The 22,452-nt window shown below is 61.0% G+C and carries 27 protein-coding genes; all 27 read left to right on the forward strand.

Annotated features, from left to right (window positions below; genetic code table 11):
* The 27 genes from P1U55_RS01775 to P1U55_RS01905 all read left to right on the forward strand — a co-directional run bounded on the left by P1U55_RS01775 (window position 1) and on the right by P1U55_RS01905 (window position 22,434).
* Entirely contained in the window at window positions 1-1,215 is a 1,215-nt protein-coding gene (locus P1U55_RS01775; RefSeq protein WP_301045754.1) for an NADH-quinone oxidoreductase subunit D, read from the forward strand.
* On the forward strand, window positions 1,212-1,496 hold the full coding sequence (locus P1U55_RS01780) for a hypothetical protein (RefSeq protein WP_301045755.1): 285 nt from the start codon (window positions 1,212-1,214) through the stop codon (window positions 1,494-1,496). Before P1U55_RS01775 ends, P1U55_RS01780 begins: the two co-directional genes overlap by 4 nt.
* Window positions 1,475-1,735: a hypothetical protein gene (locus P1U55_RS01785; protein ID WP_301045756.1), complete on the forward strand. Its 261-nt coding sequence runs from the start codon at window positions 1,475-1,477 to the stop codon at window positions 1,733-1,735. Before P1U55_RS01780 ends, P1U55_RS01785 begins: the two co-directional genes overlap by 22 nt.
* Entirely contained in the window at window positions 1,735-3,144 is a 1,410-nt protein-coding gene (gene nuoE / locus P1U55_RS01790) for an NADH-quinone oxidoreductase subunit NuoE (RefSeq protein ID WP_301045757.1), read from the forward strand. Before P1U55_RS01785 ends, nuoE begins: the two co-directional genes overlap by 1 nt.
* Before the next feature lie 6 nt (window positions 3,145-3,150).
* A complete protein-coding gene (locus P1U55_RS01795) occupies window positions 3,151-3,951 on the forward strand; it encodes a hypothetical protein (protein ID WP_301045758.1) in 801 nt (266 codons plus the stop codon).
* A complete protein-coding gene (locus tag P1U55_RS01800) occupies window positions 3,948-4,160 on the forward strand; it encodes a DUF5337 family protein (protein ID WP_301045759.1) in 213 nt (70 codons plus the stop codon). Before P1U55_RS01795 ends, P1U55_RS01800 begins: the two co-directional genes overlap by 4 nt.
* Before the next feature lie 94 nt (window positions 4,161-4,254).
* Window positions 4,255-5,538 carry an NADH-quinone oxidoreductase subunit NuoF gene (gene nuoF, locus P1U55_RS01805; protein ID WP_301045760.1) on the forward strand — a complete coding sequence of 428 codons (1,284 nt, stop codon included), beginning with the start codon at window positions 4,255-4,257 and terminating at the stop codon, window positions 5,536-5,538.
* A gap of 350 nt (window positions 5,539-5,888) precedes the next feature.
* Entirely contained in the window at window positions 5,889-6,341 is a 453-nt protein-coding gene (locus tag P1U55_RS01810; protein ID WP_301045761.1) for an NINE protein, read from the forward strand.
* Window positions 6,342-6,366: 25 nt separating this feature from the next.
* Window positions 6,367-6,666, forward strand: coding sequence for a hypothetical protein (locus P1U55_RS01815; protein WP_301045762.1), 300 nt, complete (start codon window positions 6,367-6,369; stop codon window positions 6,664-6,666).
* Between the two features lie 160 nt (window positions 6,667-6,826).
* A complete protein-coding gene (locus tag P1U55_RS01820) occupies window positions 6,827-7,243 on the forward strand; it encodes a DUF5333 domain-containing protein (protein ID WP_301045763.1) in 417 nt (138 codons plus the stop codon).
* A 240-nt stretch (window positions 7,244-7,483) separates the two neighbouring features.
* Window positions 7,484-9,514, forward strand: coding sequence for an NADH-quinone oxidoreductase subunit NuoG (nuoG, locus tag P1U55_RS01825; protein ID WP_301045764.1), 2,031 nt, complete (start codon window positions 7,484-7,486; stop codon window positions 9,512-9,514).
* Window positions 9,515-9,541: 27 nt separating this feature from the next.
* Window positions 9,542-9,979, forward strand: a complete 438-nt coding sequence (locus P1U55_RS01830) for a hypothetical protein (RefSeq protein ID WP_301045765.1) — start codon at window positions 9,542-9,544, stop codon at window positions 9,977-9,979.
* 14 nt (window positions 9,980-9,993) lie between these two features.
* Window positions 9,994-11,034 carry an NADH-quinone oxidoreductase subunit NuoH gene (gene nuoH / locus P1U55_RS01835; protein WP_301045766.1) on the forward strand — a complete coding sequence of 347 codons (1,041 nt, stop codon included), beginning with the start codon at window positions 9,994-9,996 and terminating at the stop codon, window positions 11,032-11,034.
* Window position 11,035: 1 nt separating this feature from the next.
* Window positions 11,036-11,485 carry a hypothetical protein gene (locus tag P1U55_RS01840; protein ID WP_301045767.1) on the forward strand — a complete coding sequence of 150 codons (450 nt, stop codon included), beginning with the start codon at window positions 11,036-11,038 and terminating at the stop codon, window positions 11,483-11,485.
* A 9-nt stretch (window positions 11,486-11,494) separates the two neighbouring features.
* A complete protein-coding gene (gene nuoI / locus P1U55_RS01845; RefSeq protein WP_301045768.1) occupies window positions 11,495-11,989 on the forward strand; it encodes an NADH-quinone oxidoreductase subunit NuoI in 495 nt (164 codons plus the stop codon).
* Window positions 11,986-12,330 carry a carboxymuconolactone decarboxylase family protein gene (locus P1U55_RS01850; RefSeq protein WP_301045769.1) on the forward strand — a complete coding sequence of 115 codons (345 nt, stop codon included), beginning with the start codon at window positions 11,986-11,988 and terminating at the stop codon, window positions 12,328-12,330. Before nuoI ends, P1U55_RS01850 begins: the two co-directional genes overlap by 4 nt.
* Window positions 12,327-12,737 (forward strand): carboxymuconolactone decarboxylase family protein, encoded by a 411-nt coding sequence (locus tag P1U55_RS01855; protein WP_301045770.1) that lies wholly within the window; start codon window positions 12,327-12,329, stop codon window positions 12,735-12,737. Before P1U55_RS01850 ends, P1U55_RS01855 begins: the two co-directional genes overlap by 4 nt.
* Window positions 12,734-13,348 carry an NADH-quinone oxidoreductase subunit J gene (locus tag P1U55_RS01860; RefSeq protein WP_301045771.1) on the forward strand — a complete coding sequence of 205 codons (615 nt, stop codon included), beginning with the start codon at window positions 12,734-12,736 and terminating at the stop codon, window positions 13,346-13,348. The genes P1U55_RS01855 and P1U55_RS01860 overlap by 4 nt, the downstream gene beginning before the upstream one ends.
* Window positions 13,348-13,500, forward strand: a complete 153-nt coding sequence (locus P1U55_RS01865) for a hypothetical protein (protein WP_301045772.1) — start codon at window positions 13,348-13,350, stop codon at window positions 13,498-13,500. Before P1U55_RS01860 ends, P1U55_RS01865 begins: the two co-directional genes overlap by 1 nt.
* Window positions 13,500-13,778 (forward strand): hypothetical protein, encoded by a 279-nt coding sequence (locus P1U55_RS01870; RefSeq protein ID WP_301045773.1) that lies wholly within the window; start codon window positions 13,500-13,502, stop codon window positions 13,776-13,778. Before P1U55_RS01865 ends, P1U55_RS01870 begins: the two co-directional genes overlap by 1 nt.
* The gene (gene nuoK / locus P1U55_RS01875; RefSeq protein WP_301045774.1) at window positions 13,778-14,083 is read left to right on the forward strand and encodes an NADH-quinone oxidoreductase subunit NuoK; all 306 of its coding nucleotides are present in this window, start codon (window positions 13,778-13,780) and stop codon (window positions 14,081-14,083) included. The genes P1U55_RS01870 and nuoK overlap by 1 nt, the downstream gene beginning before the upstream one ends.
* Before the next feature lie 6 nt (window positions 14,084-14,089).
* Complete coding sequence (gene nuoL, locus P1U55_RS01880; RefSeq protein ID WP_301045775.1) at window positions 14,090-16,216, forward strand: NADH-quinone oxidoreductase subunit L; 2,127 nt, start codon at window positions 14,090-14,092, stop codon at window positions 16,214-16,216.
* Window position 16,217: 1 nt separating this feature from the next.
* Window positions 16,218-17,774, forward strand: coding sequence for an NADH-quinone oxidoreductase subunit M (locus P1U55_RS01885; RefSeq protein WP_301045776.1), 1,557 nt, complete (start codon window positions 16,218-16,220; stop codon window positions 17,772-17,774).
* Between the two features lies 1 nt (window position 17,775).
* Window positions 17,776-19,218 (forward strand): NADH-quinone oxidoreductase subunit NuoN, encoded by a 1,443-nt coding sequence (gene nuoN / locus P1U55_RS01890; protein WP_301045777.1) that lies wholly within the window; start codon window positions 17,776-17,778, stop codon window positions 19,216-19,218.
* A complete protein-coding gene (locus tag P1U55_RS01895; RefSeq protein WP_301045778.1) occupies window positions 19,208-19,972 on the forward strand; it encodes a biotin--[acetyl-CoA-carboxylase] ligase in 765 nt (254 codons plus the stop codon). Before nuoN ends, P1U55_RS01895 begins: the two co-directional genes overlap by 11 nt.
* A 15-nt stretch (window positions 19,973-19,987) precedes the next feature.
* Entirely contained in the window at window positions 19,988-20,764 is a 777-nt protein-coding gene (locus tag P1U55_RS01900) for a type III pantothenate kinase (protein ID WP_301045779.1), read from the forward strand.
* A complete protein-coding gene (locus tag P1U55_RS01905) occupies window positions 20,761-22,434 on the forward strand; it encodes a ribonuclease J (protein WP_301045780.1) in 1,674 nt (557 codons plus the stop codon). The genes P1U55_RS01900 and P1U55_RS01905 overlap by 4 nt, the downstream gene beginning before the upstream one ends.
* The last annotated feature ends 18 nt before the right edge of the window (window positions 22,435-22,452 follow it).

Raw genomic sequence — 22,452 nt, forward strand, 5'->3', positions numbered from 1 at the left:
ATGGATGGCAAATTCGAAGACGCGATGACGGGCGAGCAGAAGATTCGCAACTTCAACATCAACTTCGGCCCGCAACACCCTGCCGCGCATGGTGTTTTGCGGCTGGTGCTGGAGCTTGACGGCGAAATCGTAGAGCGCTGTGACCCGCATGTTGGCCTGCTGCACCGTGGCACCGAAAAGCTGATGGAAAGCCGGACCTACCTGCAAAACCTGCCCTATCTGGACCGGCTCGATTATGTCGCCCCGATGAACCAGGAGCACGCCTGGTGCCTTGCGATCGAGCGGCTCACCGGGGTGGAGGTTCCGCGCCGCGCCAGCCTGATCCGCGTGCTTTATTCCGAGATTGGCCGGGTGCTGAACCACCTGCTGAACGTGACCACCCAAGCCATGGACGTGGGCGCGCTGACGCCGCCGCTCTGGGGTTTTGAAGAGCGCGAAAAACTGATGATCTTCTATGAGCGTGCCTGCGGCGCGCGCCTGCACGCGGCCTATTTCCGCCCCGGTGGCGTGCATCAGGATCTGCCGCCTGAGCTGCTTGATGATATCGAAACCTGGGCGCATGAGTTCCCCCCTGTGCTGAAAGACATTGACGGGCTGCTCACCGAGAACCGCATCTTCAAGCAGCGCAACGCCGATATTGGCGTGATTTCGCAGCAGGATGCGCTTGACTGGGGCTATACCGGCGTGATGGTGCGGGGCTCTGGCATGGCGTGGGATTTGCGCCGTGCGCAGCCTTATGAGTGCTACGACGAGTTCGATTTTCAGGTGCCTGTCGGCAAGAACGGTGATTGCTATGATCGCTATCTTGTGCGGATGGAAGAGATGCGCCAATCGACCTCGATCATCCTGCAAGCCATTGAAAAGCTTCGCGCGCCCGAGGGGCAGGGCGATATTCTGGCGCGCGGCAAGGTGACTCCGCCGAAGCGTGGCGAGATGAAACGCTCGATGGAGGCACTGATCCACCATTTCAAGCTTTATACCGAGGGTTTCCATGTGCCCGAGGGGGAAGTTTATGCCGCCGTTGAGGCGCCCAAGGGCGAGTTCGGCGTTTACATGAAATCGGACGGCAGCAACAAACCCTACCGCGCCAAGCTGCGTGCGCCGGGCTTTTTGCACCTGCAATCCATGGACTTTATCGCCGGAGGCCACCAACTCGCCGATATTGCCGCCATCCTCGGCTCGCTGGATATCGTCTTTGGGGAGGTCGACAGGTGAGGGAGAAGCGCCTTCTCTGCATTGTGGCGGTTGCTTTGGCCTGCACCGCCGGGCAGGGCGTTGCGCAAAGCGCCTGCCCGCTGCCCGCCAAACTGTGTGGCGAACTGTCCGCCGGGCCATTGCGCCAGCAGGTTGCGGATTTTCATGGCGTGACCAATGACAAGACCAGATCCGGCATGTTCGTGGCGGGATTCAAAACCGCCATGACCATGGGCGAGCGCAAGAACGCCCGCACCTTTTACATGAGCGGCAGCCAAAAATGCGCCTGGGTGAAAGCGTGAATATGGTCCACGCCTTTCTGCCTCTTGCGGGCTTTTTGCTGATCATGATCGCGGCCTTTTCGGTGGCGACCTTTGCCGCGCGGCGCGTGCCCTCGGCGGGGCTGGCCTATCTGGCCTCGATCGGGCTGGGGATTGCCACGGTGATCGTGCTGACCCTGAGCTTTAGCCTTGTCATGTCCTTTTCGCTTTTGAACACGGCGCCCCGCGCGCCCGTCACCCTCACACCGGGAGAGAACTGATGCTTCGTCGTCTTTATCACGAGCAGCCCGAGAGCTTTGCCTTTACGCCCGCCAATCAGGCGTGGGCAGAGGCGCAGATTACGAAATATCCCGAGGGGCGGCAGGCCAGTGCGGTAATCCCGCTGCTTTGGCGCGCGCAGGAGCAAGAGGGCTGGGTGACCCGCCCGGCGATTGAGCATGTGGCGAATATGTTGGGGATGGCCAATATCCGGGTGATGGAAGTGGCCTCCTTTTACTTCATGTTCCAGCTGCAACCTGTTGGAAGTGTTGCGCATATTCAAGTTTGTGGCACAACCTCCTGCATGATTTGTGGTGCCGAGGATCTGATGGCTGTTTGCCAGGAAAAGATCGCGCCAAACGCGCATGAGGTTTCGGAAGATGGCAAGCTGAGCTGGGAAGAGGTGGAATGCCTTGGCTCTTGCGCCAACGCGCCAATGGCCCAGATCGGCAAGGATTATTACGAGGATCTCACCGCCGAGCGGTTTGGCGAGATCATCGACGAGCTTCGCGCGGGCAAGGTGCCGGTGCCGGGGCCGCAGAATGGCCGCTTTGCAGCGGAGCCGCTGGCCGGGCTGACCAGCCTGAAAGAGCATGAGAGCGGCAAGACCAAGTATAACGCCTCGGTGCAACGGGCGACCGAGATTGGCGATACCGTCAAGCGCATTGATGGCACCGAAGTGCCGCTGCTCACCCCTTGGGCAGGCAAGAACGCGACCCCCACAAGCAAGGCCCGTGTTGAGGCCGCAGGCGGGATTGAAGGGGCAGAAGCCGCCACCCCCGACAAGCCTGCTGCTGCCAAGGCCGCCTCGGAGGCCGATCGTGCCAAGGTAGAGGGCGCGGGCGACGTTGAGCGCAAGGCCGAGGCTGGCAAGGACGGCGACAGCCCCAAGGGCCAGCCGACCGCACCTTCCGGGGAGGCCGGGGCCACCGGCACTTCCAAGGGGGATGGTGACAGCAGCGGGGCCGAAGGCGCCAAGCCGGGGCCGAAGGCGGGCAAGGCCGATACGGCGGGCGAGGCCACCGAGCAGCCGCAGGATGCGGGCAGCGAGGCTGGCAAGGAAGGCGCGGCGGGGGCTGAAAAGCCAAGTGCCGCGGCCTCATCGGAGGCACCTGCCGGGCCGGGCACCAAGCCAGAGACGCTTTCAGAGGCGCGCGGCGGCAAGGCCGATGACCTGAAGGCGATCAAAGGTGTTGGGCCGAAGCTGGAGAAAATGCTGAACTCCATGGGCTTTTACCATTTTGACCAAATCGCCAAATGGTCGGATGATGAGATGGATTGGGTCGACCAGAACCTTGAAGGGTTCAAGGGCCGGGCGCGGCGTGACGAATGGGTCAGCCAGGCGGCGACACTTGCCGAGGGCGGCGAAACCGAATTTTCCAAGCGGGTCAACAAGGGCGATGTTTACTGATCTGCGGTGAAAGCCCTGCCAAAGCGGCGGGGCGGCAGCGCAGGTGCAACGGACAAGGGAACGTACAAGGGCGATATGGTGAACCAGTATAACAGCATGTTCGAAGGCCATGACGACCGCCGCGATTGGCGTCGTGGTCACGCCCGTGGGGTGGCGGACCTGCTGTGGGAATACTATCAGCCCAAGTCGATGATTGATCTGGGCGGCGGCATGGGGTTTTTCCTTGCCGAGGCGGCGAAGCGCGGCACCAGGGTGCGCGGTGTTGATGGCCCCTGGGTCAACGAGTTGGAAACCGAGCAGCCGCTGGAAGACTATACCATTCACAACCTTGAAGAGCCGTTTGACCTTGGCAAGAAGCGCTTTGACATGGCGGTTTCGCTGGAGGTGGCCGAGCATTTGCCCAAGGAGCGCGGCGAAGGCTTTGTTGACGATTTGTGCCGCCTGTCGACCAAGGTGCTCTTTTCTGCCGCCATTCCGGGGCAAAAGGGCAAGGGGCACATCAACTGCCAGTGGCAGGGCTATTGGGCCGGGCTGTTTGCCGAGCGGGGCTATCGCTGCTTTGATCCCTTTCGTCGTCGCCTTGTGGGCGTTGAGGATATGGCGCCTTGGTTCCAGCAAAACCTGCTGCTTTACGTCAAGACCGGCGCGAAAGTGCCCGAAAGCCTCGCCCCGCATGAGATTCCGCATGAGGCGGCAAGCTATGTGATGCCCCGCTGGTATAACCAGAAGGTTGATTTTCTGCGCAAGCGGATGAAGGAATTTCGCAAACGGGCCGAAGAGGCCGAGGCGAAACTGGCCGAACAATGAGCAGCCCCGAGCAAGATCGTGACTTTGCCCGCGCGGGCCGCAAGCTGGCGCTGATGGTGGCGGGGGCTGGCGTGCTGGCGATCATCGCGCCTTGGCTGGTGCAAAAGCTCGGCGTGGAGCCGCGTTACGAAATACTGATCTATCTCATTGCGATGGCGGTCTTTGCCTATGCGATGGTGCAGCTTGTGATGCTGTGGAGGCGGCGCTAGCCGTCGAATGTAATTTGCGCCAGTTGGCACTGGCAAAACCTTTGTCCTTCGGCTATTTCCGCTGGAGTGCGAAGCCAGATATGGAGCCCGCCCGATGTTGCAGGACAGCGACCGCATCTTCACCAATGTTTACGGTATGCATGACCGGACCCTGAAGGGTGCGCAGGCGCGTGGCCACTGGGATGGCACGGCGGAGATCATCAAGAAGGGCCGTGACTGGATCGTTGATGAGATGAAGGCGAGCGGCTTGCGTGGCCGGGGCGGAGCGGGCTTTCCGACCGGTTTGAAATGGTCGTTCATGCCCAAGGAAAGCGATGGCCGCCCGGCATATCTTGTTGTGAACGCTGACGAATCGGAGCCGGGGACCTGCAAGGACCGGGAGATCATGCGCCACGATCCGCACACGCTGATCGAAGGTTGCCTGATTGCCAGTTTCGCGATGAATGCCAACACCTGCTACATCTACATCCGCGGCGAATACATCCGCGAGCGTGAGGCGCTGCAAGCGGCGATTGACGAAGCCTATGATGCCGGTCTGGTCGGCAAGAACGCCTCTGGCTCGGGCTGGGATTTTGATATTTTCCTCGCCCATGGCGCGGGGGCCTATATTTGCGGTGAAGAAACCGCGCTGCTGGAAAGCCTTGAGGGCAAGAAGGGGATGCCGCGCATGAAGCCGCCGTTCCCGGCGGGCGCGGGGCTTTATGGCTGCCCGACAACGGTGAACAACGTGGAGAGCATCGCCGTGGTGCCCACGATTTTGCGCCGGGGTGGTGAGTGGTTTGCAGGCTTTGGCCGTCCCAACAACACCGGCACCAAGCTGTTTGCAATCTCGGGCCATGTGAACAACCCCTGCGTTGTGGAAGAAGAGATGTCGATCGGCTTTGAGGAGTTGATCGAGAAGCACTGCGGCGGGATTCGCGGCGGCTGGGACAACCTGCTGGCGGTGATCCCCGGCGGCTCATCGGTTCCTTGTGTGCGCGGTGAAAACATGCGCAACGCGACGATGGATTTTGATTACCTGCGCAATGAGCTGGGCTCGGGCCTTGGCACGGCGGCGGTGATCGTGATGGACAAGAACACCGATATCATCAAGGCGATCTGGCGCTTGAGCAAGTTTTACAAGCACGAAAGCTGCGGCCAGTGCACGCCGTGCCGCGAAGGCACCGGCTGGATGATGCGGGTGATGGACCGTTTGGTGAAGGGCGATGCGAGTGTCGAGGAGATCGACATGTTGTTCGATGTGACCAAGCAGGTAGAGGGCCACACGATTTGTGCTCTTGGCGATGCCGCCGCTTGGCCCATCCAAGGCCTTATCCGCAACTTCCGCGATGTGATCGAGGATCGCATCAAGCACAAGCGGGCGATCGCGGCGGAGTGACGGGCGGGGCGTTTCGCACCTTCCAGATTGCCCGCTAAAACGGGGTTTTGTTTTCGATTTCGCTTGGCAGTGATCTGCCTCTGCGTGGGCTACTGCTGTGGTATCGCCGGGCGTGTGGGTGGCTTTGTGCTGCTATTAGAGAGTTTCGGGCGCTTCGCGCAGGCCGTCGCTTTATGTGGCCGGGGTGGGGGTACCAGAGGGTTTTGATCATGCCGGTGATTCCCCTTGTTCCACTAAACTCGTTCCCTACGGTGGCGCGGTGTCCGAAGGGGTAGGCCATTGCCTTGCCTGCCATTTCGGGTAGGCTCCTGCCGCAATTGAACACAAAGATATTTTGAAGGAGGGCCGCTATGCGGGGTGAAATTTTGACCTATGACGCGCAAACGGCGCGTGGGCTGATCAGCGGCGAAGACGGGCAGCGCTACGAGTTTGCCGGGACCGATGTGAAGGATCGCTTTAACCTGATCCGCCCCGGAATGCCGGTCGATTTTCAGGCCGATAACGGGCTTGCCCGCTCCATCTATCCGGTTGGCGTGATGACGGGGGCCAGCCCGGAAAAGGAAAAGCTGGTTGCCGGGCTGTTGGCGCTGTTTCTGGGTGGGCTTGGGGTGCACAAGTTTTATCTTGGTTACACCGGCGCGGGTGTGGCCATGCTGTGCTTGTCGGTGTTTGGCATCATCCTGCTGGCGATTCCCACGCTGATTATTGCCGTGATCGCCATGGTCGAGGCGATCCTGTACCTGACCAAGACCGACGAAGATTTTCAGCAGATCTATGTGGATGGAAAGCGCCCCTGGTTCTGATCGGGGCGTAAAGGGAGCGAGCGCGATGGATATGCAGGTTTTTTCGGCGATTGGCGCGATGATCGGGGTGATCTCCTCCTTGGTTTTCATCGCCTCTGTGGTGATCGTGGCGCGCAAGGCCGGGTTGGGCATGGGGGGCACGGTGATCGCGGCGATTCTCGTAGCGCTCCTGGGGCTGGTCGCGCCCTTGCTCTACGAGACGGCGGTCCGGTTTCTGGGCGTGCCGGGCGAGTGGGTGATGATTGTCTTCCCGTTGACCGGCCTGCTTTCGACGGTGGTGTTGCTTGTGGTTGCCTTGGTGCCGTGGCCCGCCACGCGGCGCTGAAACGGCGGGTTTCTGCCGGAATCCAATGAAAACCGGGGTTTAGCGCCGCCGTAACCCGATGACATTGGCGCTGTTATTGCATAGCAGCCCCGCTCTCCCCATGTGGTTTTGTGACAGACGGGCGATTGACCCGTGAGGAACAGGCAAGAAGGCGAGACACATGACATTCGCGAAAAAGACGATGGCAGCAGCGGTTTTGGCGGTGATCGCCGCGCTGGGGTTTACCGGGGTGGCAACGGCCAAATCGCTGGCAGACAGCAAATCGGTCAACGCGGGGCTGGTGGCGATTGGCGTGGCTGATGAGATCCGCCGCAATTGCCCCGATATCAATGCGCGCATGGTGAAGGCCTATACCTACCTCAATTCGCTTGAGCGGCAGGCCAAGGCAGAGGGTTTCAGCCAGTCGGAAATTGACGCTTATGTTGACGACAAGGCGCAAAAGGCGCGTTTGATCGAAGTTGCAAAGAAATACATGGCCTCGAAGGGCGTGGATGGCTCGGCGGAGAGCTATTGCAAACTCGGTCATCAGGAGATTGCGGGCGGCACCAAGGTAGGCGCACTTTTGCGAGAAAAATAGGGCTTTTTCCCCAGGCCGCTGCGCGCATTTTTTCTGCAAGGCTTCGAATGTGTTGGGCTGGAACCGGGTTTGCATGGGCGTTGCGGATAAATCCCGTGGCTCATTACGGATTTTTCGCGGGCGGGAGGGTTGAATGCCCCCGCCCGTAAGCCTAGAAAGCGCATAGCATCACCCGGATGCGGCGCGGCGGGGCAGGGGCCCCGGGCAGACGCCCGCCGGGGGCAGCCAAGAGGGCCCCGCATGAGCGACCTGCGCAAGATCATCATTGACGACAAGGAAGTTGAAGTAGAAGGCGCGTTGACGCTCATCCAGGCCTGTGAACAGGCCGGGGTGGAAGTGCCGCGTTTTTGCTACCATGAACGCCTGTCAATCGCCGGAAACTGCCGGATGTGTCTGGTTGAGGTTGTTGGCGGTCCGCCGAAGCCCGCCGCCTCCTGCGCCATGCAGGTCAAGGATCTGCGCCCCGGCAAGGACGGTGAGCCGCCCGTTGTCAAAACCAACAGCCCGATGGTGAAGAAGGCCCGCGAAGGGGTGATGGAGTTTTTGCTCATCAACCATCCGCTGGATTGCCCGATTTGTGATCAGGGCGGCGAGTGCGATCTACAGGATCAGGCGATGGCCTATGGTGTGGATTTCTCGCGCTACCGCGAACCAAAGCGCGCGGTGGATGACCTTGATCTTGGCCCGTTGGTCGAGACTCACATGACCCGCTGCATCTCCTGCACCCGCTGTGTGCGCTTCACCTCCGAGGTGGCCGGCATCACCCAGATGGGCCAGATCGGGCGCGGCGAAGATTCGGAAATTACCTCATACTTGGGCGAAACGCTGGATAGCGAGCTTCAGGGCAATATCATTGATCTTTGCCCGGTGGGTGCTTTGGTGAGTAAGCCCTACGCCTTTACCGCTCGCCCGTGGGAGTTGACCAAGACCGAAACCATTGATGTGATGGACGCGCTTGGCTCCAGCATTCGGGTGGATACCAAGGGGCGCGAAGTGATGCGCATCCTGCCGCGCAACCATGACGGGGTGAACGAAGAGTGGCTTTCGGACAAGTCGCGCTTTGTGTGGGACGGCTTGCGCCGCCAGCGCCTCGACAAGCCCTACATCCGTGAAAACGGCAAGCTGCGCGCCGCAAGCTGGGGCGAGGCCTTGGACAAGGTGGCCGAGGCAACCGAGGGCAAGGCGATCACCGGGATTGTTGGCGATCTGGCCCCTGTTGAGGCGGTTTTCGCGCTCAAGCAATTGGTTGAAAGCCGGGGCGGCAAGATCGAGTGCCGTACGGATGGGGCCAAGCTGCCTGCGGGCAACCGCTCGGGCTATGTGGGCACCGCCAGCATCGAAGATATCGACAGTGCCGATATGATCCAGTTGATCGGCTGTAACCCGCGCGCCGAGGCTCCGGTGCTGAACGCGCGGATTCGCAAGGCGTGGATCAATGGCGCAACCGTGGGCCTCGTGGGCGAGGCCGTGGATCTGACCTATGATTACGAGCATCTCGGCAATGATCGCGCCGCACTGGAAGAGCTTTCCGGCAAGGAAATCAGCGACGAAACCCGCGACGAGAAGAACACGCTGGTGATCGTGGGGCAGGGAGCCTTGCGCGAGGCCGACGGCGCTGCCGTGCTGGGCCACGCGATGAAACTGGCCGAAAATGCTGGGGCCAAACTGCTGGTGCTGCATAGTGCCGCATCGCGCGTGGGCGCCATGGATGTGGGCGCTGTCACCGAAGGCGGCCTTGACGCCGCCATCGACGGGGCCGAGGTGATCTATAACCTTGGCGCGGATGAGGTTGAGGTCGCTGACGGGGCCTTCGTGATTTATCAGGGCAGCCATGGCGACCGGGGCGCACACCGCGCCGATGTGATCCTGCCTGCCGCCGCCTGGACCGAGGAGCAGGGCCTTTTCGTGAACACCGAAGGGCGGCCGCAACTGGCGCTGCGGGCGGGCTTCCCCCCCGGCGACGCCAAGGAAAACTGGGCGATCCTGCGCGCCCTCTCCGAGAAGATGTCGGGCGAAACCCAGCCGTGGAACAACCTTGCGCAACTGCGTCAGGCGCTGGTGGCCGAGGTGCCGCATCTCGCCGAGGTCGACACCGTGCCGCAGAACGACTGGCAGGCGGTTGAGGCGGGCAGCCTTGGCAAAGCGGCCTTCGTTTATGCCGTGAAAGACCACTACCTGACCAACCCCATCGCCCGCGCTTCTGCCGTGATGGCCGACCTTTCGGCGCGGACCAAGGCCCGCCGCGAAGGCCAGCAAATGGCGGCGGAGTAGGCGCTCTTGGGGGTATCCAGGATCATAATGACCGCCGCCCTCGCGCTGGCAACCGCAGCCTGCGAGGCAAGCGGGCCCAAGGGCCATGGCATTGCCTTTGACAACCCTGATGGGGACGCGTTGCCAGAGGTGGTGACGCGCCGCGCGCAAAGCTTTGAGCCTGTGTATCGAGGCATTGAAACGCGCTTGCTTGACGGTGATCTAGTGGGTTTCGTCGTTGAGATGGAAGGCGCGCGCGATGAGCAGGACGTTGAGGAATACGCGCTTTGCGCCGCCGCGCAATACACGCTGATCAGGGACTACGGATTCTTGAGGAAGCTCCGCACTCGGGTGGCCGAAGAGGCTGGCCTTTGGCGTGCGGATGCTGTTTACACCATATCGCCAGCGCTCCCGAGCGGGCCAACCAAAATCGACGCGCAAGTGACGGTTGAGGATTGTGCCGCACGGGGCATACCCACGGTTTGAGGACGAAGGCATCGATGGCAGATTTCTTTCTGAACACAGGTTTTGGATACACCCTGCTGCTGGTGGGCCAAGTTCTTTTGATCGTGGTGCCGCTTCTGGTGGCTCTTGCCTTCCTGATGTACGCCGACCGCAAGATCTGGGCCGCCGTCCAGATGCGCAGAGGCCCCAACATCGTGGGGGTATTCGGCCTGCTGCAAAGCTTTGCGGATTTCCTGAAATACATCGTCAAAGAGGTCGTGGTGCCCGCCGGGGCCGACAAGGCCGTGTTTTTCCTGGCGCCGATGATCTCGCTGGTGATGGCACTTATCGCCTGGGCGGTGATCCCGTTTAACGACGGTTGGGTGCTGTCTGACATCAACGTGGCCATCCTTTATGTGTTCGCCGTCTCCTCGCTGGAGGTTTACGGCGTGATCATGGGGGGCTGGGCCTCAAACTCGAAGTATCCCTTCCTTGGCAGCCTGCGCTCTGCGGCGCAGATGATCAGCTACGAGGTGTCGATTGGCCTGATCATCATTGGCGTGATCCTTTCGACCGGCAGCATGAACTTCAGTGACATCGTTGGCGCACAAGATACCGGCTGGGGCATGCTCGGCTGGTACTGGCTGCCGCATTTCCCGATGGTGTTCCTGTTCTTCATCTCGGCGCTGGCCGAAACCAACCGCCCGCCGTTTGACCTGCCCGAAGCCGAATCCGAACTGGTGGCTGGCTATCAGGTGGAATACTCCTCCACGCCCTTCCTCCTCTTCATGATTGGTGAGCTGGTGGCGGTGGTGCTGATGTGCGCCTTGATTACGCTGATGTTCTTTGGGGGCTGGCTGTCGCCCATTCCGGGGCTGCCCGACGGGATCCTCTGGTTCATCGCCAAGATGCTGTTCTTCTTCTTCATCTTCTCGATGGTGAAGGCGATCACCCCGCGCTACCGCTACGACCAGTTGATGCGGATCGGTTGGAAGGTGTTCCTGCCGTTCTCGCTGGCCTGGGTCGTGTTGATCGCGTTTTTGGTGAAGTTCGAAGTTTTTGGTGCCTTCTGGGCCCGCTATGCGATGGGAGGCTAATATGACTGACAAAGAAATGACGCCCGCCGAGACCGTGGCAACCTGGATGGAAGACGCGCCACACCAAACGATTTATGGCGAAGCGCAGGAGTTTCGCAAAATCCTGCTGGGCCATTTTGGCGAGAAAAAGCCCGATTGGGAGCAGCTGACCCCTGAGGCTGTTGGCGAGGTGGTCAACGCCTGGATCGCGCGTGACAGGATGGGCTATGAGCTGCCGCAGATTGAGGGCGAGCAACTGGCCACCACCGGCAAGGTTGTTGCTGGCTGGCTCCAGGAACATGCCGCCAAGGTGAAGAAGCCCGCGCTGGTGAGCGTGGACGAGTTCACCGGCGTGCTGCACGCCGTACACTGTTCGCTGCGGGGCCTTGACCCCTCCGCCGAGCAAAAAGAAAACGCCGAGCGGATGAAGAATGCCCCCGCGATGCGTAGCAATTTCAGCCTGCGGGGATAGGCGAGCAATATGACCCAGATCGACTGGAACCGCGCGACCAAGTATTTTTTCCTCTCCGACTGGATCGAGGGGTTTCGGCTTGGTCTGAAGTATTTCTTCTCGCCCAAGGTGACGTTGAACTACCCGCATGAAAAAGGCCCGTTGAGCCCGCGTTTTCGTGGCGAACATGCTTTGCGCCGCTATCCCAACGGGGAAGAGCGCTGCATTGCCTGCAAGCTGTGCGAGGCGATCTGCCCGGCGCAGGCGATCACCATTGATGCCGAGCCGCGGGAAGATGGCTCGCGCCGCACCACCCGCTATGACATCGACATGACCAAGTGCATCTACTGCGGCTTTTGCCAGGAAGCCTGCCCGGTGGATGCCATTGTCGAGGGGCCGAACTTTGAGTTTGCCGCCGAAACCCGAGAGGAGCTGTTTTACGACAAGGACAAGCTGCTTGATAACGGTGCCCGCTGGGAAGCCGAGATTGCCCGCAACCTTGAGATGGATGCGCCTTACCGATGAGCGACGCGCAACGCACCAACGCCCCCGAGGCGGATGCCTATGCAAGGGGCAAGCCACTTTCGGAGGCCTGCAATCCGGGCCTCGAAGAGGTGTTGGCCGGGCGTTATGACGCGCTGTTGCCGGGCATGTCACGCTCGATGGTCGAGGTGCCTTGGGGGCATGTCTACAATCGCGGCGTGGTCGAAGATAAAACGCGCTTCCTTGCCATCATTGCCGGGCTGACAGCGCTTGGCGGGCAGGCCCTTCCGCAGCTCAAGGTGCATGTCGGCTTCCGGGCGGCGATCAACGCGCTGAACGAGGCGATGGGGGTCTTTGAGGCCGAAGAGGGGGAAAGCGCATGACCGAGAATTTCACCAAGTTCTTCCAACAGTGGGTGGATGCGGGCCAGGAAATGGCCAAAAACGTGAACCCTGATCTGGCCTCGTTCAAGATGCCCGGCCTTGGAGACTGGATGCCCACCATGCCCAAGGACATGATGGATGCGATGATGGGCAAAACCTTTAATCCCGACGGGTTGAGCGCCAAGACGCGGCTGCTGGTTACGTTGGCCGCGCTCACTGTTCTGGGCGCGCAGGCGGAAGATCAGATCACCATCACCGTGCGCCACGCGCTGGAAGCTGGCGCATCGGCGCAGGAAGTGGCCGAGGTGATTGCCATGATGTCGATGTTTGGCGGCGTGCCCGCGATGACCAAGGCCATGGAGCTTGCCCAGGCCGAAATCGAGAAACACAAGGGAGAGGGCGCATGACCGTCGCCGACTTCGCCTTTTATCTGGCCTCCATCATCGTGGTGGTCTCGGGCCTTTTTGTGGTGATAAGCCGCAACCCGGTGCACTCGGTGCTCTGGTTGATCCTCGCCTTCCTCAGCTCGGCGGGCCTGTTCGTTTTGCTCGGGGCGGAATTTGTCGCGATGCTGCTGGTGATCGTCTACGTGGGCGCGGTGGCGGTGCTGTTCCTCTTCGTGGTGATGATGCTCGATGTGGATTTCGCCGAGTTGCGGGCCGAAATGGCGCGTTATGTGCCGCTGGCGGGCCTCATTGGCGTGGTGCTCCTGATGGAGCTTGGCATGGTGTATGGCGCCTGGACTTCGGCTGAGGGCGTGGACTTGGCGGGCAACCTTTCAGCGCTGACCGCTGTTGAAACGCAAAACACCGGTCTGTTGGGCCTTGTGCTTTATGACCAGTATTTCCTGCTGTTCCAGCTTGCCGGGCTGATCCTGTTGGTGGCCATGATCGGGGCGATCGTGCTGACCCTGCGCCACCGCCCGGACATCAAGCGCCAGGATATTCTGGCGCAGATGTACCGCGATCCGGCCAAGGCGATGGAGTTGAAAGACGTGAAACCGGGGCAGGGTCTCTGATGATCGACCTCGCGCATATGGCCCTTGGCACGCTCGGCCTGAGCGGCATTGCCGCGCTTTGGGTGGCCAAGGCGCTTGGCAGTGTGGTGCTGTTGCGGGTCTATCGCCGCTGGCGTATCCGTCGTCGCGTCCGGCTGGGACAGGGGGCGTGATGCGGGGATCTTGCGCCACTGTCTTCTGCGCCGATCTGGCCGCTGAGGCCTGCAACGCTGTGGAGCCGGGCTTTTGCCTTGGGCGCACCCGCTGGGATCGCACCAAAATGATGCGCTCTGAAAAGCGCGACCCGCTGGATCAAAGGCGCAGCGGGCTGGCCCGCACCGCGCTGCGCGTCAGCGATACGAAAACCAGCCGCGAAACATGCGGTTGCCGCGCGGCCTTCCCCGGCCTGCGCACTGCAAAGAAACGGTTCAAAATGGAGCCCGAGACCTGATGGTTGGACTAGAACATTACCTCACGGTCGCGGCGGCATTGTTCGTCATCGGCATTTTCGGCATCTTCCTCAACCGGAAGAACGTTATCATCATCCTGATGTCGATCGAATTGATGCTGCTTGCGGTCAATATCAACCTCGTCGCCTTCTCCGCATTTCAGGGCAACGTGATCGGGCAGGTCTTTACGCTGTTCGTGCTCACCGTCGCCGCCGCCGAGGCCGCCATTGGCCTCGCCATTCTCGTCTGCTTCTTCCGCAACCGTGGCACGATCGCGGTGGAAGACGTCAACAATATGAAGGGGTAGGGGAACATGGAAACCATCATCCTCTTCGCACCGCTGGTCGGGGCAATACTCTGTGGCTTTGGCTGGCGGATCGTCGGCGAAAAGGCCGGTATGGTTATCGCCACCGGCCTGCTGTTTCTTTCGGCGCTGTTGAGCTGGATCGTGTTCCTGTCATTTGACGGGCACATGGAGCAAATCCAGATCCTGCGCTGGATCGAAAGCGGCACCCTGGCCACCGATTGGGCGATCCGGGTGGACCGGTTGACGGCCATCATGCTGATCGTCGTCACCACGGTTTCGTCGCTCGTGCACCTCTACAGCTTTGGCTACATGGCGCATGACAACCACTTCCGCGAAGGCGAAAGCTATCGCCCCCGATTCTTTGCCTACCTGTCGTTCTTCACCTTCACCATGCTGGCGCTGGTGACCTCCGACAACCTTTTGCAAATGTTCTTTGGCTGGGAAGGCGTGGGCGTTGCCTCATACCTGCTGATCGGGTTTTACATCCGCAAGCCAAGCGCCGGTGCGGCGGCGATGAAGGCCTTTATCGTCAACCGTGTGGGCGACTTTGGCTTTGCCCTCGGCATCTTCGGGCTGTTTTTCCTGACCGACAGCGTGGACTTTGATGTGGTGTTCGCCTCGGCCCCTGAACTGGCTGAAACCAACGTCACCTTCCTGTGGCAACAGTGGAACGCGGCCAACCTCATCGCCTTCCTGCTCTTCGTCGGGGCGATGGGTAAATCGGCGCAGTTGTTCCTGCACACATGGCTGCCGGACGCGATGGAAGGGCCAACGCCGGTGTCGGCGCTGATCCACGCCGCAACCATGGTGACGGCGGGTGTGTTCCTTGTTTGCCGGATGTCGCCGTTGATGGAATTTGCGCCTTCGGCGACCACCTTCATCGTCTATATCGGGGCCTTCACCGCCTTCTTCGCGGCGACTGTGGGCCTTGTGCAAAACGACATCAAGCGTGTGATCGCCTATTCAACCTGTTCGCAGCTTGGCTACATGTTCGTGGCCGCGGGCGTGGGCATGTATTCGGCGGCGATGTTCCACCTGTTGACTCACGCGTTCTTCAAAGCGCTGTTGTTCCTTGGCGCTGGTTCGGTGATCCACGGGATGCACCATGAGCAGGACATGCGGAACTATGGCGCGCTGCGTCAGAAGATGCCGATGACCTTCTGGGCGATGATGATCGGCACGCTGGCGATCACCGGCGTGGGCATTCCGCTCACCTATATCGGCTTTGCCGGATTCTTCTCGAAGGATGCGATCATCGAGAGCGCCTATGCCGCCGGCACCCCTGCCGGGATGTTGGGCTTCTGGCTGCTGGTGATCGCGGCAGCGATGACCTCCTTCTACTCCTGGCGGCTGATGTTCATGACCTTCTTTGGGCAGGCGCGGGGCGACAAGCACACCCATGAGCACGCCCATGAAAGCCCGATGACGATGCTCATCCCGCTTGGTGTGCTCTCGCTTGGGGCGATCTTTGCCGGGATGGTCTGGATGTCGTCGTTCTTTGGGCACACCGACGAGGTGGCCGAGTTCTACGCGATCCCGCTGGCCGGGGAGGTGCATGCCGAAGCCGGGCACGGCGAAGTGGCGAGCGAGGCCGAGGGCCACGGTGACGCTGCGGCTGAGGATCATGGCGCGGGTGCCATGGCCGAGGGCGCGCATCACGCCGCCTTTGGCGGTGCGCCGGGCGACGGCGCGCTTTACTTCGGGCCGGAAAACACCGTGCTGGACGATGCGCATGAGGTGCCAACGTGGGTGAAGCTCTCGCCCTTCATCGCCATGGCGCTTGGCTTTGTGCTGGCTTGGGTGTTTTACATCCGCCAGCCGGATGCGCCGCGCAAGCTGGCCGAGAACCAGCCGATCCTTTATCGCTTCCTGCTCAACAAGTGGTATTTCGACGAAATCTACGATGCCATCTTTGTGCGCCCGGCGCTGAAGCTTGGTAAATTCCTGTGGAAGAAGGGCGATGGCACCGTCATCGATGGTGGGGTCAACGGCGTCGCCATGGGGATCATTCCCTTCTTCACCCGGCTCGCGGGCCGGGCACAATCTGGCTACATCTTCACCTATGTGGCGGCGATGGTGCTGGGGATCGTGGTGCTTGTCACCTGGATGTCGATCGCCGGAGGGGCGCAATAATATGGACAACCTGCTTTCGATCATCACCTTCATCCCGGCGATTGCAGCGGCCATTCTGGCGCTGTTCCTGCGGGGCAATGATCCGGCGGCGCAGAAGAACGCCAAGTGGCTCGCGATGATCGCCACCGGCGCGACCTTCGTGGTTTCGCTGTTCCTGATCGCCCAGTTCGAGCCTTCGAACACCGATTTCCAGTTCGTTGAAGAACGCAGCTGGATGATGGGCCTCAGCTACAAGATGGGCGTTGACGGGATTTCGATCCTGTTCGTCATGCTCACCACCTTCCTGATGCCGCTGGTGATCTGGTCGGCTTGGAACGTGAACGTGCGCGTCAAGGAATACATGATCGCCTTCCTCTTGCTGGAAACGCTGATGCTTGGCGTGTTCTGCGCGCTTGATCTGGTGCTTTTCTACCTGTTTTTCGAGGCAGGCCTGATCCCGATGTTCTTGATCATCGGCATCTGGGGCGGCGCAAACCGGATTTACGCGGCCTTCAAGTTTTTCCTCTACACCTTCCTTGGCTCGGTGCTGATGCTGGTGGCGATGATCGCCATGTATGTGGATGCGGGCACCACCGATATTGCGCTTTTGTTGAAGCATGAGTTCTCCAGCGGTGGGATGAGCCTGTTCGGGATGCAGATCGTTGGCGGGTTGCAAACGCTGCTGTTCCTCGCGTTTTTTGCCAGTTTCGCGGTGAAAATGCCGATGTGGCCGGTGCACACCTGGCTGCCGGATGCGCACGTTCAGGCGCCCACGGCGGGTTCTGTGGTGCTGGCGGCGGTGCTGCTCAAGATGGGCGGCTACGGCTTCTTGCGCTTCTCGTTGCCGATGTTCCCGGTTGGCTCGGATGTGATGGCGCCGCTGGTGCTGTGGATGAGCGCAATTGCGATCGTTTACACCTCGCTCGTGGCCATGGCGCAGGAAGACATGAAGAAGCTCATCGCGTACTCTTCGGTCGCGCATATGGGCTATGTCACCATGGGTATCTTTGCCGCCAACCAGCAGGGCATTGATGGCGCGATCTTCCAGATGATCAGCCACGGCTTTGTTTCGGGCGCGCTCTTCCTGATCGTTGGCGTGATCTACGACCGGATGCACACCCGCGAGATTGATGCCTATGGTGGCCTCGTCAACCGGATGCCGGCCTATGCGCTGATCTTCATGTTCTTCACCATGGCCAATGTCGGCCTGCCCGGCACCTCCGGGTTTGTGGGCGAGTTCCTGACGCTGATGGGCATTTTCCAGGTCAACACCTGGGTTGCCGTTGTGGCCACTACGGGCTTGATCCTGAGTGCCTGCTACGCGCTTTGGCTCTATCGCCGGGTGATGCTGGGCGATCTGATCAAGGAAAGCCTGAAGACCATCACCGATATGTCCCGCCGCGAGCGCGCGATCTTTGCGCCGCTGGTGGTGATGACCCTGTTGCTCGGCGTTTACCCCGCCCTTGTGACCGATCTGATCGGCCCCTCGGTGGAAGCGCTGGTTGGAAATTACGAGACGGCCCTGGCCGAGCATGCGCCCGATGCGGCGGTGACGGCTGCGGAAACGGGAGACCACTAAGATGATTTCTTCGGACCTCGCGATCATCCTGCCGGAGATCTTCCTGTCGCTCTTCGCGATGGCGTCTCTGGTATTCGCCGTCTACACCAAGAAAGACGAGCTGGCGCCAACCATGGTCTGGGCCACTTCGGCGGTGATGCTGGCCGTTGCCTTCTGGGTGCTGCTCTCGGGCGGCGAGAGCCATGTGGCCTTCGGGGGCCTCTTCATCGACGATAGCTTTGCCCGGTTCGCCAAGGTGCTGATCCTCGTGTCGGCGGCCTGTGTGCTGCTGATGAGCCAGGATTTCATGGCGAAGCGCGGGTTGCTCAAGTTTGAGTATCCGGTGCTGGTGGTGCTCGCGGTTGTTGGCATGATGATGATGGTTTCCGCCGGTGATCTCATGTCGCTTTACATGGGCCTCGAGTTGCAATCGCTGGCGCTTTACGTTGTGGCCGCCCTGCGCCGCGACGGGGTGAAATCCACCGAGGCTGGCCTCAAATACTTTGTTCTGGGCGCACTCAGTTCAGGCCTTCTGCTCTACGGCGCCTCGCTCACCTATGGCTACGCGGGCACAACGTTGTTCTCGGGCATCATCACCGCTGCGGGCGAGGGCGTAATGCCAACCGGGCTGCTCTTTGGCCTTGTTTTCATCATCTCGGGCCTTGCCTTCAAGATCAGCGCCGTGCCGTTCCACATGTGGACGCCGGACGTGTATGAAGGTGCGCCAACGCCGATCACCGCGTTTTTTGCCACCGCGCCCAAGGTTGCGGCCATGGCGCTTTTTGCCCGCGTCATGCATGACGCTTTTGGCAATGCCACCCACGATTGGGGGCAGGTGCTGGCGCTGCTGGCGCTGCTCTCGATGTTCCTTGGTTCCATCGCGGCGCTGGGGCAACGCGACATTAAAAGGCTGATGGCGTATTCCTCGATTGCTCACATGGGCTATGCGCTTGTGGGCCTTGCTTCGGGCACCGAGCAGGGCGTGCAGTCGATGCTGGTTTACATGTCGATCTACGTGACCATGAACATCGGCACCTTTGCCTTCATCATGTCGATGGAGCGCGACGGGCGGCACATCACCGCGATTGACGGGTTGAAGCAGTTTGCCTCGAAAGAACCACTGAAGGCGCTGGCGTTGCTGCTGTTGATGTTCTCGCTTGCCGGGGTTCCGCCGTTGCTTGGCTTCTTTGGCAAGTTCACGGTGCTGCGGGCGGCGGTTGACGCCAATATGACCTGGCTCGCCGTGGCCGGGGCCGTGGCCTCGGTGATCGGCGCGTTCTATTACCTGCGGATTGTCTACTACATGTACTTCGGTGACGAGACCGAGCAGGCGGTAGATGGCAAGATGCAGCCGGTGGCCTTTGGCTTCCTCATGGCCTCGGCAGCGATCATGCTGCTTGGCGTGATCAACCTGTTCGGCGTGGATGGCTACGCCGCCACGGCCGCGGCAGCCCTTGTCAACTGAGGGCGCTTGGCCCGCAGCGACGGGGCTGATCACGCTGCAAAGCTGCGCGTCCACGATGCAGGAAGCGCGGCAGCGCTTTGCTGAATTTACCGGCCCGACATGGCTGCTTTCACATCGCCAAACCGGCGGGCACGGGCGGCGCGGGCGGCCCTGGGCCAATCCGGCCGGGGCGTTTACGGCGACGCTGGCGATCCCGCACCCCGGCACCGCCGAAGCGGCAGCGCAGCGCAGTTTCATCGCCGCATTAGCGCTGTTTGATGCGGTGGCCGAGGTTACCGGTCGCCCCGAAGCGCTTTCGCTCAAATGGCCGAATGATGTGTTGCTGAACGGCGGCAAACTGGCGGGCATTCTGCTCGAAAGCCTTAACCCGCGCCCCAATGGCCAGCTTGACGGGCTGCTGATTGGTTTGGGGGTGAACCTGATCCAGCCGCCTGAGGGCAGTGAGGTTGAGGCGCGCGCGGTGCGCCCCGTGGCCCTTGCCGCCGAGACCGGCATCACCGTTACCCCAGAGGATTTTCTGTCTCATCTTGCTCCGGCCTTTGCCGCGCATGAGCAGCGCTTTGCCACCCACGGCTTTGGCCCGATCCGCTCGGCATGGCTGGCCCGTGCCGCCAAACTGGGGCAAACCATCACGGCAAGGATGCCCCGCGAAGAGATCACCGGCACCTTTCGCAGCATAAACGAGATGGGCTACCTTCAACTTGACACACCCAAAGGCCTGGTTGGCATTGCTGCTGCCGAGGTCTTTTTTTGAGAAGGGGGCGGGCACATGCTGCTCTGCATTGATTGTGGGAATACCAACACCGTGTTTTCTGTCTGGGACACGGACAAGTTTGTCGCGACCCTGCGCACCTCCACCGAACATCAGCGCACGGCGGATCAATACTGGGTCTGGTTCTCGCAACTGATGGAACACCGGGGCATCGCCATAGACATCGACGCGGTGATCATTTCAACCACCGTGCCGCGTGTGGTGTTCAACCTGCGGGTCTTTACTGATCGCTATTTCAACGTGCGCCCGATGGTGGTTGGCAAGCCCGAATGCGCGCTGCCCCAGATGCCGCGTGTGGATGCCGGGGTGAGCGTGGGGCCGGACCGGTTGGTGAACACGGCGGGGGCGTTTGATCGCCATGGCGGCGATTTGATCGTGGTGGATTTCGGCACCGCCACCACCTTTGATGTGGTGGCCGAGGACGGAGCCTATGTGGGCGGTGTCATCGCGCCCGGCGTGAACCTCAGCCTTGAAGCGCTGCACGCGTCGGCCGCCGCACTTCCGCATGTGGATGTGACCAAACCCGAAAAGGTGATTGGCACCAATACGGTGGAGTGCATGCAATCTGGCGTGTTCTGGGGATATGTGGGCCTGGTCAACGGGGTTTGCGACCGAATCAAAGGTGAATATGGCCGTGAAATGCGGGTGATCGCCACGGGTGGGCTTGCGCCGCTGTTCCAGATGGGACATGCCCGCTTCGACGCATTAGAAGACGATCTAACAATGCATGGGCTGCGAGTGATCCATGCGCATAATGAGAGGCTTACGGCATGAGCGGTGGCAAAGAGCGGCTGATTTACCTTCCCTTGGGCGGGGCTGGCGAGGTGGGCATGAACGCCTATGTCTACGGCTACGGCAAACCGGGAAAGGAGCGGCTGATCCTTGTGGATATCGGCGTGACCTTCCCTGATATGGACAGCACGCCGGGGGTGGATCTGATCTTCCCTGACATGACCTGGCTCATCAAGAACAAGGACCGGCTGGAGGCGATTTTCATCACCCATGGCCATGAAGACCATGTTGGCGGTATTGGCCACTTCTGGGCGCAGCTTGGGGCCCCGGTTTATGCCCGCCGCTTTACCGCCGCGCTGGCGGTGCGCAAGATGGATGAGCAGGGCGTGGATGTGAACAACATGCACGCGGTTGGCCCTTGGCCAGAGATGGTGGAAGCGGGGCCGCTTTCGGTCAGCTTTTTGCCGGTCAGCCACTCGATCCCCGAAAGCTCGGGCCTTGTGATCGACTCGCCTGCGGGCCGCGTTGTGCATACCGGCGACTTCAAGCTTGATGGCAATCCGGTGGTGGGAGAGGCATTTTCGCCCGCGTTGTGGAACGAGGTCGCCGAACCGGGCGTGATCGCGCTGGCGTGTGACTCAACCAATATCATGGTGCCGCATCCGGGCCGCTCGGAGGCCACGCTGCCACCGGCGATTGCCAAGTTCATCAAGGACAGCACCGGCATGGTGGTGGCAACCACCTTCGCCTCCAATGTCGCGCGGGTAAAAACGCTGGCCGAGGCTGGCCATGCGGCCGGGCGCTCGGTGTGCCTGTTGGGGCGCGCGATGAAGCGGATGGTTGCCGTTGGGGTCGACACGGGCGTGCTGGAGGATTTTCCCCACACCGTGACCCCGGAAGAAGCCACCGGAATCCCGCGCGAAAACCTGCTGCTCATCGTCACCGGCTCGCAGGGCGAGCGCCGGGCGGCATCGGCGCAATTGGCGCGCGGCAAGTTTCTTGGCCTTTCGATGAAGGAAGGAGACACCTTCCTGTTTTCCTCCAAAACCATTCCCGGCAACGAGCGCGGCGTGTTGCGCATTGTGAATGCGTTTTCCGAGATGGGCGTGGATGTGGTGGATGACAGTTCGGGCCTTTACCATGTGTCGGGTCATGCCAACCGGCCAGACCTGGAGGCGATGCATGATCTGATGCGCCCCAAGATGCTGATCCCCATGCATGGCGAGCACCGGATGCTGCGCGCCCATGCCAATGTGGGCGAGGCCAAGGGCATCCCTTCGGTTGTCGCGGTCAATGGCTCGATGGTGGATCTCACCGGCGATCGCCCCGAAATCGTGGAGCATGTCGAAACCGGACGGACCTATCTGGATGGCTCGGTGAAGATCGGCGCGATGGACGGCGTGGTGCGGGACCGTATCCGCGTGGCGCTCAACGGCCAGGTCTTTGTGACCCTGATTATGGACGAGAATGACGAACCCCTGGGCGAGCCCTGGGCCGAACTGGTTGGCCTGCCCGAAACCGGCCGCTCGCGCGCACCGCTGGTTGAGCTGATCGAGGCGGCGGCAGATAGCTTCCTTGGGCGCGCCGAAGACAAAGTGTTGACGGACGATGACAAGATCGAGGAAGGGCTACGCCGCGTGGTGCGGCAGGTCTCGGTTGAGGAGATCGGCAAGAAGCCCGAGGTGAAAGTGGTGATCAGCCGTTTGAGCTAGGGCAGGGTGGGCGATGAG

The organism is Vannielia sp. (assembly GCF_029212645.1).
GTDB lineage: Bacteria > Pseudomonadota > Alphaproteobacteria > Rhodobacterales > Rhodobacteraceae > Vannielia.

What these genes read in the sequence shown, in the direction of transcription:
- P1U55_RS01775 (WP_301045754.1), top strand. Translation starts at nt 1, where the DNA reads ATGGATGGCAAATTCGAAGACGCGATGACGGGCGAGCAGAAGATTCGC.
- P1U55_RS01785 (WP_301045756.1), top strand. Translation starts at nt 1,475, where the DNA reads ATGCGCCTGGGTGAAAGCGTGAATATGGTCCACGCCTTTCTGCCTCTT.
- nuoE (WP_301045757.1), top strand. Translation starts at nt 1,735, where the DNA reads ATGCTTCGTCGTCTTTATCACGAGCAGCCCGAGAGCTTTGCCTTTACG.
- P1U55_RS01800 (WP_301045759.1), top strand. Translation starts at nt 3,948, where the DNA reads ATGAGCAGCCCCGAGCAAGATCGTGACTTTGCCCGCGCGGGCCGCAAG.
- nuoF (WP_301045760.1), top strand. Translation starts at nt 4,255, where the DNA reads ATGTTGCAGGACAGCGACCGCATCTTCACCAATGTTTACGGTATGCAT.
- P1U55_RS01810 (WP_301045761.1), top strand. Translation starts at nt 5,889, where the DNA reads ATGCGGGGTGAAATTTTGACCTATGACGCGCAAACGGCGCGTGGGCTG.
- P1U55_RS01815 (WP_301045762.1), top strand. Translation starts at nt 6,367, where the DNA reads ATGGATATGCAGGTTTTTTCGGCGATTGGCGCGATGATCGGGGTGATC.
- P1U55_RS01820 (WP_301045763.1), top strand. Translation starts at nt 6,827, where the DNA reads ATGACATTCGCGAAAAAGACGATGGCAGCAGCGGTTTTGGCGGTGATC.
- nuoG (WP_301045764.1), top strand. Translation starts at nt 7,484, where the DNA reads ATGAGCGACCTGCGCAAGATCATCATTGACGACAAGGAAGTTGAAGTA.
- P1U55_RS01830 (WP_301045765.1), top strand. Translation starts at nt 9,542, where the DNA reads ATGACCGCCGCCCTCGCGCTGGCAACCGCAGCCTGCGAGGCAAGCGGG.
- nuoH (WP_301045766.1), top strand. Translation starts at nt 9,994, where the DNA reads ATGGCAGATTTCTTTCTGAACACAGGTTTTGGATACACCCTGCTGCTG.
- P1U55_RS01840 (WP_301045767.1), top strand. Translation starts at nt 11,036, where the DNA reads ATGACTGACAAAGAAATGACGCCCGCCGAGACCGTGGCAACCTGGATG.
- nuoI (WP_301045768.1), top strand. Translation starts at nt 11,495, where the DNA reads ATGACCCAGATCGACTGGAACCGCGCGACCAAGTATTTTTTCCTCTCC.
- P1U55_RS01850 (WP_301045769.1), top strand. Translation starts at nt 11,986, where the DNA reads ATGAGCGACGCGCAACGCACCAACGCCCCCGAGGCGGATGCCTATGCA.
- P1U55_RS01855 (WP_301045770.1), top strand. Translation starts at nt 12,327, where the DNA reads ATGACCGAGAATTTCACCAAGTTCTTCCAACAGTGGGTGGATGCGGGC.
- P1U55_RS01860 (WP_301045771.1), top strand. Translation starts at nt 12,734, where the DNA reads ATGACCGTCGCCGACTTCGCCTTTTATCTGGCCTCCATCATCGTGGTG.
- P1U55_RS01865 (WP_301045772.1), top strand. Translation starts at nt 13,348, where the DNA reads ATGATCGACCTCGCGCATATGGCCCTTGGCACGCTCGGCCTGAGCGGC.
- P1U55_RS01870 (WP_301045773.1), top strand. Translation starts at nt 13,500, where the DNA reads ATGCGGGGATCTTGCGCCACTGTCTTCTGCGCCGATCTGGCCGCTGAG.
- nuoK (WP_301045774.1), top strand. Translation starts at nt 13,778, where the DNA reads ATGGTTGGACTAGAACATTACCTCACGGTCGCGGCGGCATTGTTCGTC.
- nuoL (WP_301045775.1), top strand. Translation starts at nt 14,090, where the DNA reads ATGGAAACCATCATCCTCTTCGCACCGCTGGTCGGGGCAATACTCTGT.
- P1U55_RS01885 (WP_301045776.1), top strand. Translation starts at nt 16,218, where the DNA reads ATGGACAACCTGCTTTCGATCATCACCTTCATCCCGGCGATTGCAGCG.
- nuoN (WP_301045777.1), top strand. Translation starts at nt 17,776, where the DNA reads ATGATTTCTTCGGACCTCGCGATCATCCTGCCGGAGATCTTCCTGTCG.
- P1U55_RS01900 (WP_301045779.1), top strand. Translation starts at nt 19,988, where the DNA reads ATGCTGCTCTGCATTGATTGTGGGAATACCAACACCGTGTTTTCTGTC.
- P1U55_RS01905 (WP_301045780.1), top strand. Translation starts at nt 20,761, where the DNA reads ATGAGCGGTGGCAAAGAGCGGCTGATTTACCTTCCCTTGGGCGGGGCT.